This window comes from Pseudomonas fluorescens, from assembly GCF_902498065.1.
GTDB lineage: Bacteria > Pseudomonadota > Gammaproteobacteria > Pseudomonadales > Pseudomonadaceae > Aquipseudomonas > Aquipseudomonas fluorescens_BJ.
The window spans coordinates 320,626-333,264 of record NZ_CABVIR010000003.1; the positions used below are offsets into that span (position 1 = coordinate 320,626).

Here is a 12,639-nt window from a genome sequence, read left to right on the forward strand (position 1 = left end):
TATGATGGGGCTTATTGGCGATTTATCGAATCGTACTATTCAACAATACATCGATTACAGGTTTTTCTATGCAAAGCGAGCTGGATGGCTACGACCGCAAGATTCTGGCGTTGCTGCAAGAGGACGCTTCGCTCTCCAGCGCGCAGATCGCCGAGCAGGTGGGGCTCTCGCAGTCGCCGTGCTGGCGGCGGATTCAGCGGATGAAGGAGGAGGGGATCATTCGCGGTCAGGTGACGCTGCTGGACCGGAAGAAGATCGGGCTCAACACGCAGATTTTTGCCGAGGTCAAACTCAACGCACATGGGCGTTCGAACTTCACGGAGTTCACCGAAGCGATTCGCGGTTTTCCCGAAGTGCTGGAGTGTTATGTGCTGATGGGGTCGGTGGATTTCTTGTTGCGGATTGTCACGGCGGACATCGAGGCGTATGAGCGGTTTTTCTTTGAGAAGCTGTCGATGGTGCCGGGGATTCAGGAGGTGAACTCGATTGTGGCGTTGTCGGAAATCAAGTCGACCACCAGCTTGCCGGTCTGAAGATGTTGTGGTGAATGTGCGGGCCTCATCGCTAGCAGGCTAGCTCCCACACTGGTTTTGTGGCTTGCACAAATTCAATGTGGGAGCCAGCCTGCTGGCGATGGCGGTCTTACATGCGCAGCAGCATTTTCCAGGCACGATTCTGATACACGGCAATCGCCTGCTGCTTGCGCGCGTCCAGCGATTCTTCGGTGATCGGCTCGTTGGCCAGTTGCGCAAGCTGCTTCAGCTCGCCGTACAGTCGATCCATTTCCGGGATTTCCAGCACGTTGCGGGCGTGGTGCAGCCAGGCCTGGATGCGCTCGATGCGCGGCAGTTGCTCGGCCAGATCTTCCGGCTGCTGCTGGTAACGCTGCAATTGCAGGGAGGTCGCTTCTTCACCGAGCAAGCGCGGCAACCAGCTACCCAGTTGTGCAGCGCCCTGGCGATTGCCGCGAACATTGCGATCGGCGGCCCAGGTGCGGGCCAGCAACCAGCGCGAGGTGTTCAGCGAGAACAGGCCCCAGCGCGGGTCTTCGAGTTCTTCGAGGAACTGCTCCGGCGCCGCTTTGCGCACGTCTTCGTCGTCCAGACCGGCTTGAACCAGCGGGCGCCAGTCTTCAAGCAAGGCATCCAGCGCGAGACGCAGGTCGTGCGTCGACTGACGCGGCGCGGCCTGGCCAAGGCTGCTCAGCAGGGCGCGCAATTCAGCGAGGTTTTCCACCCAGTCTTGCAACAGACGCCAGTGGCCGTTGAAGCGATATTGCTCGGCCAGACGCTGGCTGCTGCTCAGCAAATGCCAGCTCAACGCGGCGAACGCGTCGTCCAGCGGCATTTCGGTGCTGATCTGCGGCGCCGGCAGGCTCAACGAATAGCTGTTGGCATCGTACAAGCGATAACCGCGTTCGGCCTTGCTGATGTCACACGGCATCAGGGCCAGGGTCGCGGCCAGTTCGGCGGCCAGCTCCAGCAGCGCGGCCGGTTCGCCTTCGCGCAGTTCCAGTTCCAGCTCGCAGATTTCTTCTTTCTGCTTGCCGACCACCACGTGGCCCAGGTCCAGCGCCGCTTCGATGACCACTTTGGTCTTGCCACGGCCCCAGGCGATTTCGGCGCGTTCGCGGACGAAATCGGTGGTGAAAATCGGCTTCAGGGTTTTCTTGTCCAGCTCGGCCAGCTCTTCAGGCCAGCATTCGCCGTCGAGTTTTTTCACGTCGAGCTTGGCTTTGGGCAGGTTCCAGTCGTATTCGTTACGCTCGGACAAACCGGCGACGCTCTGGCCACGGGTCTTGAGAGTCTGGATGACTTCTTCGCCATCACGGCGCAGGCGCAGGGCCACCTTGGCACGGGCCAGGTCGCGCTCAGGCGTGTCGAAGTACTGGTTCATCAGTTCACGGCGTTCCCAGCCACTTTTGTTGCGTTTTTTCAGGAGCGGGTGCTCGCGCAGGGCGGCGAGGGTTTCGCGGCTGACGCGGAGTTTGATTTCGGTTTCTTTCTGCATGGCCGGAAAATCCAGGATCGGGAGCGCAGCCGGGGGAATATGTGGCTGCCAAGGTCGTGCAGTGTACAGGACTCGTTCGTCCTACGCGCCGCGACGGTTTATTCCTGTCGCTGGATGGCTCTATGATGGACTTCAATTCGGGAGTTGGAGTCAGCGATGCCGTTGCCATCGATGAAAGATCAGTTCGCTGCGCTGATTGCCGCACCATCGGTCAGCTGTACCCAGGCCAGCCTCGATCAGACCAACCGTCCGGTGATCGACTTGCTGGCGACGTGGCTCGGTGATTTGGGTTTTGCCTGTGATATCCAGCAGGTCAGCCCCGGCAAATTCAACCTGCTGGCCAGTTTTGGCTCCGGCCCCGGCGGTCTGGTGCTCGCCGGGCATAGCGACACGGTGCCGTTCGATGGCGCGTTGTGGCAGACCGATCCGCTGAAGCTGACCGAAGTCGATGGCCGTTGGGTTGGTCTGGGCAGTTGCGACATGAAAGGCTTTTTTGCCCTCGCCATCGAAGCCGTCATTCCCTTGCTCGACCAACCGTTCAAGCAACCGTTGCTGATCCTTGCCACCTGCGATGAAGAAAGCTCGATGTCCGGTGCCCGTGCGTTGGCCGCAGCCGGGCGGCCATTAGGCCGTGCAGCGGTGATTGGCGAACCGACCGGGCTCAAACCGATCCGCATGCACAAAGGCATCATGATGGAGCGTATCGACATTCTCGGTCAGAGCGGCCATTCCTCCGATCCGCGCCTGGGCCATAGCGCCCTCGAAGCCATGCACGATGCGATTGGCGAACTGCGCGGCCTGCGCCTGCTGTGGCAGCGTGAATTTCGCAATCCGCAGTTCGGCGTGCCGACACCGACCCTGAACTTCGGCTGCATCCATGGCGGGGATAACCCCAACCGGATTTGCGGCCAGTGCTCACTGGAATTCGACCTGCGTCCGTTGCCGGGCATGGACCCCAAGGTGCTGCGCGCGGAGATTCTGCAGAGACTCAAGCCGGTTGCCGAGCGTCATCAGGTGAAGATCGATTACGCGCCGCTGTTCCCTGAAGTGCCGCCCTTCGAGCAGGCCGAGGACGCCGAATTGGTCCGCATCGCGGAACAGCTCACCGGTCATCGCGCCGAAGCAGTGGCGTTCGGGACGGAAGCGCCTTATCTTCAACGCCTTGGCTGCGAAACGCTGGTGCTTGGCCCGGGTGACATCGCATGTGCTCACCAACCGGGGGAATACCTCGAAATGTCACGTTTGCAGCCTACCGTGCATCTATTACGTCAACTGATCGAACATTACTGCCTGACGCCGGCTCAAACGCCAGAGTCAGTCGGTTGAGCACCATCCATGTGGGAGCGAGCCTGCTCGCAATGGCGGTCTTTCATTCAACATCCATGTTGACTGGTCTGGCCTCATCGCGAGCAGGCTCGCTCCCACAGGGTCTGTGTCATGACCGACAAAGTGTATAAATTGCCGATGTTTAAACCCGTATTCATGAGGAGAGCTCGCGTGTTGCCAAGCCTGTTCCGACGATAACCATCAGCCCGCTGTGCGTTTTCTGTTTCGCCCATTTTTTGGCTGCTATTTATTACAGGCCCAGGTTCATGCCCGAATACGTTAATTGGCTTCGTCACGCTTCGCCTTATATCAATGCCCACCGTGATTGCACCTTCGTCGTCATGCTGCCCGGCGACGGCGTGGAACACCCGAATTTCGGCAACATCGTCCACGACCTCGTGCTGCTGCACAGCCTCGGCGTGCGACTGGTGCTGGTTCACGGCTCACGGCCACAAATTGAAACCCGTCTCGCTGCACGCGGCCTGACCCCGCATTACCACCACGGCATGCGCATCACCGATGCGGCAACGCTGGAGTGTGTGATCGACGCGGTGGGACAGCTGCGTATCGCCATCGAAGCGCGCCTGTCCATGGACATGGCCTCGTCGCCGATGCAGGGCTCGCGCCTGCGGGTGGCCAGCGGCAACCTGGTGACCGCACGGCCGATCGGTGTGCTCGAAGGTGTCGACTATCACCACACCGGCGAAGTGCGCCGGGTTGACCGCAAAGGCATCAATCGCCTGCTGGACGAGCGCTCCATCGTGCTGTTGTCGCCGTTGGGCTACTCGCCGACCGGTGAGATTTTCAACCTCGCTTGCGAAGACGTCGCCACCCGCGCAGCCATCGATCTGGGTGCAGACAAGTTGTTGCTGTTCGGTGCGGACATGGGCTTGATCGATGAAAACGGTCGTCTGGTGCGCGAACTGCGCCCGCAACAAGTGCCGGCGCATTTGCAGCGTCTTGGCAGCAACTATCAGGCCGAGCTGCTGGATGCGGCAGCTGAAGCCTGCCGTGGCGGCGTGGCGCGCAGTCATATCGTCAGTTACGTCGAAAACGGCGCACTGCTGACCGAACTGTTCACCCGTGACGGTGGCGGTACGCTGGTGGCGCAGGAACAATTCGAGGTCGTGCGTGAAGCCGCGATTGAAGACGTTGGCGGTTTGCTGGACTTGATCAGCCCGCTGGAAGAGCAGGGGATTCTGGTGCGTCGCTCTCGCGAAGTGCTGGAGCGAGAGATCGAGCAGTTCAGTGTGGTCGAGCGCGAGGGCATGATCATCGCGTGCGCGGCGTTGTATCAGATTGCCGATTCGGATGCCGGGGAGTTGGCGTGTCTGGCGGTGAACCCGGAGTACCGTCATGGCGGTCGCGGGGATGAGCTGCTGGAACGGATCGAAACCCGGGCCCGGGCTCAGGGGCTGAAGACTCTGTTTGTTCTTACCACCCGGACCGCTCACTGGTTCCGCGAGCGCGGATTTGTGCCAAGCAGCGTTGAACGCCTGCCGTCGGCGCGGGCGTCTCTGTACAACTATCAGCGTAATTCGAAGATCTTCGAAAAAACCTTGTGACCGTGTCGTTGCCATCGCCGGCAAGCCGGCTCCTGCAGCCTTTGGGTGATCCCATGCAGGAGCCGGCTTGCTGGCGATCGGCGGCAAAGCAAGCGCAAAAAATTACTCGGTGACGAACTTCGCACTGACATACGGCGAGTAATCCGGCAGCACCGTCTCAACCTTGCCTTGTTCCTTCAAGAACTTCGCCGTCTCACCAATCGCCTTCGCCGTGCCGCCGTCCAGCAGCGCGGTGGTTTGTTGCGCCTTGGCGTCCGGGAAGGCCGAACCAGCCAACAATTCCGGCACATCAGCGGCATTGGCGCCGGTCAGTTTGGCGATTTTCTGGACCGGCACCGAATCTGCGGTCCAGCTGTCCTTATGCGCCGCATAGTCGGCGAACGAATCCAGCGTCACCTTGGCGAACTTGGCGACAACCTCCGGATGCTTCTCGGCGTAATCCTTACGCGCCACCCACACTTCAAAGGTCGGCGCGCCCCACTGACCCACCTGTGCGGCGTCAGTCAAGGTCTTGCCGGTCTTGCGAATTTCCCCCAGAGCCGGCGACCAGACGAACGCGCCATCGATGTCGCCGCGCTTCCAGGCTGCAGCGATTTCCGCCGGTTGCAGGTTCACCACTTTGACTTTCGAGGCGTCCAGGCCCCAGTGCTTCAAGGCTCCGAGCAAGCTGTAGTGAGAGGTTGAAACGAACGGTGTGGCGATGGTCTTGCCGATCAGATCTTCCGGTTTGTCGATGCCACTGCCGTTGCGCACCACCAACGCTTCGGCGGCGTTGATCTGGGCAGAAACGATAAACGCGACTATCGGCAGATTGCGCGAGGCGGCCGCAGCCAGTGGGCTTGAGCCGAGGTTGCCGATCTGTACGTCACCCGAAGCGATGGCGGTTACTACTTCCGGCCCACTGTTGAAACGACGCCAGTCAATTTTTTGGCCGATGGTTTTCTCGTACAGTCCATCCGCTTGGGGGACTTTGCTGGGGTCAATGCCGGTTTGATAACCCACGGTGAGGTTCGCTGCATGGGCCGAAAAAGAAAAGAATACCGATACACAAACTGTAACAATTGGATTGGATAGTGCGCGCTTGGTCGTCATGGCATGGCCTTCGATGAGATTGAATGCGGATGCTTTAAATCTAATCGATCTAACAAAATACAAATAAATACCCTTTGGGAATTAGCTTATGAAACGGTTTTTCATTGAGCCAATTCCCAAAGGGTATGAAAAAGAATCGCAGCTTTCTTTTTAGGTTTGTTGACGCGGTCATAAACCTGCATGGACCGAATTGGCGGGGGTTAGACCATGGTCGTAGACACACATGGTTACGATTGACTTGTGGGTCACGGTCTGGCGCTAATCGCCAATCCTAGGATTCCGGGCGTTTGACTCGGGGCCAGGACTACAAGAATTAGAAACGAGAGGAGCTAAACAATGAACAAGTCCACCTTGGCCTTGGCCGTGGCCGTAGGGGTTTTGGCGCAGCAGGCAGGCGCCGCCGGTTTCATCGAAGACAGCAAGGCTTCCGTCAGTTCTCGCACGATGTATTACAACGCTGATGCCCGCGAGGGCGCTTCTAATGCCGCTAACAATCAGCGGGAAACCGCTCAGGGCTTCAAGTTCGATTACCTGTCCGGTTTCACCCAAGGCGTGGTGGGCTTTGGTTTTGACGCTCAAGCGCTAGTGGGCATCCATCTGGACGGTGGTCGAGGTCATCACCCGGATAACAACTCGTTCTTCCCAAGCGACAGCGACGGCTCGGCATCCGATCCATGGAGCCGCGTAGCGGGTAACGTCAAAGCGCGCTTCTCGAAAACCGAGGCTCACCTGGGTGGGGCGCTGCAACCCAACATGCCGATCCTGGTCGCGAACGACAGCCGTCTGCTTCCACAGACTTTCGAGGGTGGCACCATCACCTCGAAGGAGATCGACAACTTCACGTTCAACGTCGGTCAACTTGAGCATGCAGCGGGTCGCGCATCCTCGAACACCACCGGCCTGGCAGTGGCTGGCGGTACCGAAGAAAGCAACCAGTTCCGTTACGCCGGTGCTGACTGGAAGGTTACCAAGGACCTGACGCTGCAGTACTACCACGCGAATCTGGAAGATTATTACAAGCAAAACTTCTTCGGCCTCGTGCACGTCTTCCCGATCAGCAACAACCAGTCTTTCAAGACCGACCTGCGCTACTTCGACAGCAGCTCCGACGGCAAGAATGGTGATGCGGGTTATCGCTTCAACAACAACGGTGGTTACGCCAAGACCCCGGGCGAGGTTGATAACACGACCTGGAGCGCCATGTTCACTTACACCTTGGGTGGCAGCGCTTTCCTGGTCGGTCATCAGCGTGTCAGCGACGACGGCGGTTTCGTTTATCTGAACCAGGGCAACGTGGTCGATGGCAATGGTCGCAACGAAGGGGCGGCGGGCGCCAGCTTCTATCTGTTCACTGACTCGATGATCAACGGTTTCGTCCGTGCAGGCGAAAACACCACCTTCGGTCAGTACACTTATGACTTCGCCTCTCTGGGCGTTCCAGGCCTGAAGGCCTCCGCCTCCTATCTGCGTGGCGAGAACATCAAAGCTTCCAATGGCGTGGGTAAAGACCTGACCGAGTGGGAGCGCGACCTGCGTGTGGATTACGTGATTCAATCGGGCGCATTGAAAGGATTCGGCACCACGCTGCGTCATGGCACATACCGTGGTGACACCCCGAACGCGACCACGAACTCGTCACGCATTGCTGCTCAAGACCAGACCCGTCTGATCTTCAATTACACCTACAGCTTCATGTAACAAGCTTCGCAAGAGAGCCTCGCCGATTGGCGGGGCTTTTTTTTTGCGATTTTTTCATATTCGAATTAGGTATTGCTTAGTAATTTAATATTCTTTTTAGCTTTTAAGATAAATCCCTAAAGTGCATCCCGTCGGGGCCGATACCTAGTGTCCCTTGGCGATCAAAACGCCGTTTTTTATTCCCGTACGGAATGAAAAAGAATGAATTGATTTTTTTTACGTTTACCATGCCGGCCCATTCGCCGCCGTCAGACCTTTGATTTAGACGCATCGGTTGAGTGGCGCGCGGATTGCGGTCAGCGGTACGCGCACATTTCAGGATCCAGAGCATTCGACTCAGGACCGAAAAATTAGAAACGAGAGGAGCGAAACAATGAACAAGTCCACCTTGGCCCTGGCTGTGGCCGTAGGGGTTTTGGCGCAGCAGGCAGGCGCCGCCGGTTTCATCGAAGACAGCAAGGCTACATTGGGGCTGCGTAACTTCTACATCAACACGGATAACCGTGACGGCGATACCAAAGCTGCCAAGGCGCAGAATAAGCAAGAAGAATGGGGCCAAGGCTTCGATCTGCGCTTCACCTCCGGCTACACCCAAGGCACCGTTGGCTTTGGTATCGACGCTATCGGCCTGCTGGGCGTGCGTCTGGATTCCGGCGGCGGTACCAACGGCGCCACGGCAACTTCGTACGGCGGCACTGTTTTCCCAAGCAAGTCCAACGGCGAAGCGGTTGATAACTTCTCCAGCCTGGGTCTGACTGCCAAAGCCAAGATCTCCCAGACCGAACTGAAGCTGGGCACCCTGCAGCCAAAACTGCCGGTTATCGTGACCAACGACGGTCGTCTGCTGCCACAAACCTTCCAGGGTGGCCAGGTCACTTCGAACGACATCAAGGACCTGACACTGGTCGGTGGTCAGATCGAGCACGCCAAGGGCCGTAACTCCAGCAACAACGAAGAGTTGTCGATTGCGGGTGCCAACGCTCACACCGCAACAGGTCGTGACAGCAACAAGTTCATCTACGGTGGCGGTGACTACAAAATCACCAAAGACCTGACGGCCCAGTATTACTACGGCAATCTGGAAGATTTCTACAAGCAGCACTTTCTGGGTCTGGTTCACAACTGGGCCATCGGTCCGGGCGTGTTGAAGTCGGACTTCCGTTACTTCAACAGCCGTGACGATGGCGCTAACGGCAACACCCCTGCTTACTACACCACTGGTAATGACACTGGTTTCACCAACGGTAGAGGCAAAGTCGACAACAATCTGTACAGCGGCCTGTTCCTGTACACCGTTGCCGGCCACACCTTCGGTGGCGGCTATCAGGCCAGCAATGGTAACAGCGACTTCCCTTGGTTGAACCAGGGCGACGGCTCGTCGGCTTACCTCACTACCGACATGCAGATCGCCAAGTTCGCCCGTGCTGGTGAACGCACCTGGCAAGCTCGCTACTCGTATGACTTCGCCAAAGTCGGCGTACCTGGCCTGACGGCCGGTGTGGTTTATCTGCGTGGCGACAACATTGATACCGTGGGCGCCAACGGTCGCGAGAACGGTTCCGACAGTTCCGAGTGGGAACGCGACCTGACCATTGGTTACGTCGTACCGGAAGGCCCGTTGAAAAACCTGGGCCTGATGTGGAAAAACGCTACCTGGCGCAACGACGTTCCAGGTCAGCGCGACCAGGACGAAAACCGCCTGATCGTCAGCTACTCGATCCCGCTGTTGTAATAGCGCTCGCGTAACCGCTGAAAAAAGCCCCGCCCGGCATCACGCCGGGCGGGGCTTTTGCGTTTTCAGGGCGGGGTCACCCCCGTAATCCCACCCTGAAACTTCCCTCTTTTGCAGCGACTCAAGGCCTTCTCGAACCTTGGAAGCGATAGTCGTCGCGATGCCTTTGAAGGTCCAGTGAACAGTTTTTTAATATTCATTTGTGATCTAAGAGGATCGATATTTATTCTTTTTAATAAATCCAAAACACAAGCTACAGTTGAGTTCTACACATACTCATCAGGAGCCCACCATGAGCATCAGACTCGGCGACATCGCACCCGACTTCGAACAGGATTCCAGCGCCGGCACTATCCGTTTCCATGAATGGCTGGGTGATAGCTGGGGCGTGCTGTTTTCCCACCCGGCGGACTTCACCCCGGTGTGCACTACCGAACTCGGCTTCACCGCCAAGCTCAAGGATGAATTCGCCCAGCGCGGGGTCAAGGCCATCGCGCTGTCCGTGGACCCGGTGGACTCGCACCACAAGTGGATCGAGGACATCAACGAAACCCAGAACACGATCGTCAACTTCCCTATCCTGGCCGACGCTGATCGCAAGGTATCGGACCTGTACGACCTGATTCACCCGAACGCCAACGACACTTTGACCGTGCGTTCGCTGTTCGTGATCGACCCGAACAAAAAGGTTCGGCTGACCATCACTTATCCGGCAAGCACCGGCCGCAACTTCCATGAAATCCTGCGGGTAATCGACTCGCTGCAACTCACCGACAACTACAAAGTGGCCACCCCGGCCAACTGGAAGGACGGTGAAGAAGTGGTGATCGTGCCGTCGCTTCAGGACCCAGAGGAAATCAAGAAGCGTTTTCCCAAGGGTTATCGTGCTGTGAAGCCGTACCTGCGCCTGACGCCACAACCGAACAAGTGAGCCTTCAGCGAATGCGCTGCGGCTGATGCCGCTATCGCGGGCAAGCCCGCTCCCACAGTGGATCAAGGAGGACCGAAGATTTATGGCAAGCCCTAACCCTGTGGGAGCGGGCTTGCCCGCGATAGCGGCCTATCAGGCAACCCAATATTCAGATTCAGCAGCATCCACAGAGCAGGGGAATTTCAGGCCGTTTCAAGGCCTGTTTTTTTGCCCGGAAGAACGGTTTTTATATATCTCTTAAACGAATAACCAAATGAATAAATATGATTTATGGATATATAAATCACCTGTTAAGGTCACTTCCATTGAAGCGACATCGCGCACTGCGAATCGCCTACACCGTTCAAGGAATCATCTGAATGTTGGTCGTCTCACTCGGTGGCAGTCCCAGCCAACGCTCCCGTTCCGGGGTGCTGCTGGAGCGCTCCAAACGCTGGTTGCAAGAACAAGGGGTGGAAGTGGTGAGTTACCAGGTACGGGACTTCCCGGCCGAAGACTTGCTGCACGCCCGGTTCGACAGCCCCAAGGTGATCGACCTGCTGCAACAGATTGAAAACGCCGATGGCCTGCTGATCGCTACCCCGGTTTACAAAGCGTCGTTCTCCGGTGCTCTGAAAACCGTGCTGGACCTGCTGCCCGAACGCGCCCTGGCCCACAAAGTGGTGTTGCCGATGGCAACCGGTGGCAGCATCGCTCACATGCTGGCGGTGGATTACGCACTCAAGCCAGTGCTGTCGGCATTGAAGGCCCAGGAAATGCTCCACGGGATTTTCGCCGTCGACAGCCAGATCGCTTACGGCGAAGGCAGCGCCCAGGCGCAATTGGCGCCGGAGCTGGAACAAAGACTGAATGAATCGCTGGAGCTGTTCTTCAGCGCCATGGCCCGACGGCCGAAGCCGATCGATCCGAACCTGCTGAATGATCGTCTGTTGAGTGCTCGCTGGAGCATTTAAGCCTGCACTCAAGCCTCAACTGAACTTGATGTACTCACCTTACTCAGCCGCCAACGGCCAAGCAGGTGCAGCCAAAACCCAACTGCAAAAAGGAGAGCGCTATGCGCACTGTCATTTTGCGTCGTGGTCTGGTCGCTCTGTTTGCTGCGGCTGTAACCTTCGGCGCCATTACTCAAGCACACGCTGAAACTCTACGGATCGGCTATCAAAAGTACGGCACGCTGGTGCTGCTCAAAGCCAAAGGCACGCTGGAAAAACGCCTCGCCGCCCAAGGCGTGGACGTGCAATGGACTGAATTCCCTGGCGGCCCACAGCTGCTTGAAGGCCTGAACGTGGGCTCCATCGACTTCGGCGTCACCGGCGAAACCCCGCCGGTATTCGCCCAGGCCGCCGGTGCCGATCTGCTCTACGTCGCCTACGAACCGCCGGCGCCGCACAGCGAAGCGATCCTGGTGCCCAAGGACTCGCCGATCAAATCGGTGAAGGACCTCAAGGGCAAGAAAGTCGTGCTCAACAAAGGCTCCAACGTTCACTACCTGCTGGTCCGCGCGCTGGAAGACGCCGGCCTCAAATACACCGACATCCAGACCGTGTTCCTGCCGCCGGCCGATGCCCGCGCCGCGTTCGAGCGTGGCAGTGTCGATGCCTGGGTCATCTGGGACCCGTATCAGGCCGCCGCCGAACTGCAGCTGCAAGCGCACACCCTGCGCGATGGCCAGGGCATCGTCGACAACCATCAGTTCTACCTGGCGACCAAGCCATACGCACAGAAAAATCCGGAGGTGATCAAGACCCTCGTGGAAGAAGTGCGCGCCGTCGGCGAGTGGTCCAAGGCCAATCCTGAAGACGTGACCAAACAGGTCTCGCCGCTGCTCGGCCTGCCGGCGGACATCACCCTGACCTCGGTGAAACGCCAGGGCTACGGGGCGTTGTTCCTGACCCCGGAAGTGGTCGCCGCACAACAGAAAATCGCCGACAGCTTCTACCAGCTCAAGCTGATTCCGAAGCCGCTGAGCATCAAAGACGTGATCTGGACGCCGCCGGCAGCCGTTGCCAAAGCGCAGTAATTCGATTCCCCAAGGAGACCACTCCATGAGCCTCAATATCTTCTGGTTCCTGCCTACCCACGGCGACGGCCATTACCTTGGCACCGCCGAAGGCGCTCGCGCCGTTGACCACGGTTACCTGCAACAAGTCGCGCAAGCGGCGGATCGACTGTTCCCGCACCTGGACATCGAGCGTCCGGAACTGCCGAAAAGCGCCGGTTACGTCAGCCCGTTCGGCGAGATGGTCGCCAACGACATTCTTCCCAAAGCTGCGTCCCAGAGCTGA

The 12,639-nt window shown here is 58.2% G+C and carries 10 protein-coding genes and 1 pseudogene; 9 read left to right on the forward strand and 2 right to left on the reverse strand.

What is annotated here, in order from left to right:
* The first annotated feature begins 68 nt into the window (after window positions 1-68).
* The gene (locus tag F8N43_RS14230; protein ID WP_008024235.1) at window positions 69-533 is read left to right on the forward strand and encodes an Lrp/AsnC family transcriptional regulator; all 465 of its coding nucleotides are present in this window, start codon (window positions 69-71) and stop codon (window positions 531-533) included.
* Between the two features lie 109 nt (window positions 534-642).
* Here F8N43_RS14230 and F8N43_RS14235 read toward each other — a convergent pair whose 3' ends face one another.
* A complete protein-coding gene (locus F8N43_RS14235) occupies window positions 643-2,010 on the reverse strand; it encodes an inorganic triphosphatase (RefSeq protein ID WP_150632111.1) in 1,368 nt (455 codons plus the stop codon).
* 156 nt (window positions 2,011-2,166) lie between these two features.
* Between F8N43_RS14235 and argE the strand changes: the two genes are divergently transcribed.
* A complete protein-coding gene (gene argE / locus F8N43_RS14240) occupies window positions 2,167-3,336 on the forward strand; it encodes an acetylornithine deacetylase (protein WP_150632112.1) in 1,170 nt (389 codons plus the stop codon).
* A 266-nt stretch (window positions 3,337-3,602) separates the two neighbouring features.
* On the forward strand, window positions 3,603-4,901 hold the full coding sequence (gene argA / locus F8N43_RS14245) for an amino-acid N-acetyltransferase (protein ID WP_150632113.1): 1,299 nt from the start codon (window positions 3,603-3,605) through the stop codon (window positions 4,899-4,901).
* A 102-nt stretch (window positions 4,902-5,003) separates the two neighbouring features.
* Here argA and tauA read toward each other — a convergent pair whose 3' ends face one another.
* The gene (tauA, locus tag F8N43_RS14250; RefSeq protein ID WP_150638067.1) at window positions 5,004-5,993 is read right to left on the reverse strand and encodes a taurine ABC transporter substrate-binding protein; all 990 of its coding nucleotides are present in this window, start codon (window positions 5,991-5,993) and stop codon (window positions 5,004-5,006) included.
* 336 nt (window positions 5,994-6,329) lie between these two features.
* On the opposite strand from tauA, the gene F8N43_RS14255 reads away from it, so the two are divergent.
* The 6 genes and pseudogenes from F8N43_RS14255 to F8N43_RS14280 all read left to right on the forward strand — a co-directional run.
* Window positions 6,330-7,691 (forward strand): OprD family porin, encoded by a 1,362-nt coding sequence (locus F8N43_RS14255; protein WP_150653942.1) that lies wholly within the window; start codon window positions 6,330-6,332, stop codon window positions 7,689-7,691.
* Window positions 7,692-8,064: 373 nt separating this feature from the next.
* Complete coding sequence (locus F8N43_RS14260; protein WP_150653943.1) at window positions 8,065-9,423, forward strand: OprD family porin; 1,359 nt, start codon at window positions 8,065-8,067, stop codon at window positions 9,421-9,423.
* A gap of 292 nt (window positions 9,424-9,715) precedes the next feature.
* Window positions 9,716-10,354 (forward strand): peroxiredoxin, encoded by a 639-nt coding sequence (locus tag F8N43_RS14265; protein WP_150638061.1) that lies wholly within the window; start codon window positions 9,716-9,718, stop codon window positions 10,352-10,354.
* A 359-nt stretch (window positions 10,355-10,713) separates the two neighbouring features.
* Complete coding sequence (ssuE, locus tag F8N43_RS14270; RefSeq protein ID WP_150632118.1) at window positions 10,714-11,307, forward strand: NADPH-dependent FMN reductase; 594 nt, start codon at window positions 10,714-10,716, stop codon at window positions 11,305-11,307.
* A gap of 101 nt (window positions 11,308-11,408) precedes the next feature.
* Complete coding sequence (locus F8N43_RS14275) at window positions 11,409-12,374, forward strand: sulfonate ABC transporter substrate-binding protein (protein WP_150632119.1); 966 nt, start codon at window positions 11,409-11,411, stop codon at window positions 12,372-12,374.
* A gap of 25 nt (window positions 12,375-12,399) precedes the next feature.
* Window positions 12,400-12,525: pseudogene (locus tag F8N43_RS14280) on the forward strand (alkanesulfonate monooxygenase); the annotation flags it as partial.
* Between the last annotated feature and the right edge of the window lie 114 nt (window positions 12,526-12,639).

What these genes read in the sequence shown, in the direction of transcription:
- F8N43_RS14265 (WP_150638061.1), top strand. Translation starts at nt 9,716, where the DNA reads ATGAGCATCAGACTCGGCGACATCGCACCCGACTTCGAACAGGATTCC.
- F8N43_RS14260 (WP_150653943.1), top strand. Translation starts at nt 8,065, where the DNA reads ATGAACAAGTCCACCTTGGCCCTGGCTGTGGCCGTAGGGGTTTTGGCG.
- argA (WP_150632113.1), top strand. Translation starts at nt 3,603, where the DNA reads ATGCCCGAATACGTTAATTGGCTTCGTCACGCTTCGCCTTATATCAAT.
- tauA (WP_150638067.1), bottom strand. Translation starts at nt 5,993, where the DNA reads ATGACGACCAAGCGCGCACTATCCAATCCAATTGTTACAGTTTGTGTA.
- argE (WP_150632112.1), top strand. Translation starts at nt 2,167, where the DNA reads ATGCCGTTGCCATCGATGAAAGATCAGTTCGCTGCGCTGATTGCCGCA.
- F8N43_RS14235 (WP_150632111.1), bottom strand. Translation starts at nt 2,010, where the DNA reads ATGCAGAAAGAAACCGAAATCAAACTCCGCGTCAGCCGCGAAACCCTC.
- ssuE (WP_150632118.1), top strand. Translation starts at nt 10,714, where the DNA reads ATGTTGGTCGTCTCACTCGGTGGCAGTCCCAGCCAACGCTCCCGTTCC.
- F8N43_RS14255 (WP_150653942.1), top strand. Translation starts at nt 6,330, where the DNA reads ATGAACAAGTCCACCTTGGCCTTGGCCGTGGCCGTAGGGGTTTTGGCG.
- F8N43_RS14230 (WP_008024235.1), top strand. Translation starts at nt 69, where the DNA reads ATGCAAAGCGAGCTGGATGGCTACGACCGCAAGATTCTGGCGTTGCTG.
- F8N43_RS14275 (WP_150632119.1), top strand. Translation starts at nt 11,409, where the DNA reads ATGCGCACTGTCATTTTGCGTCGTGGTCTGGTCGCTCTGTTTGCTGCG.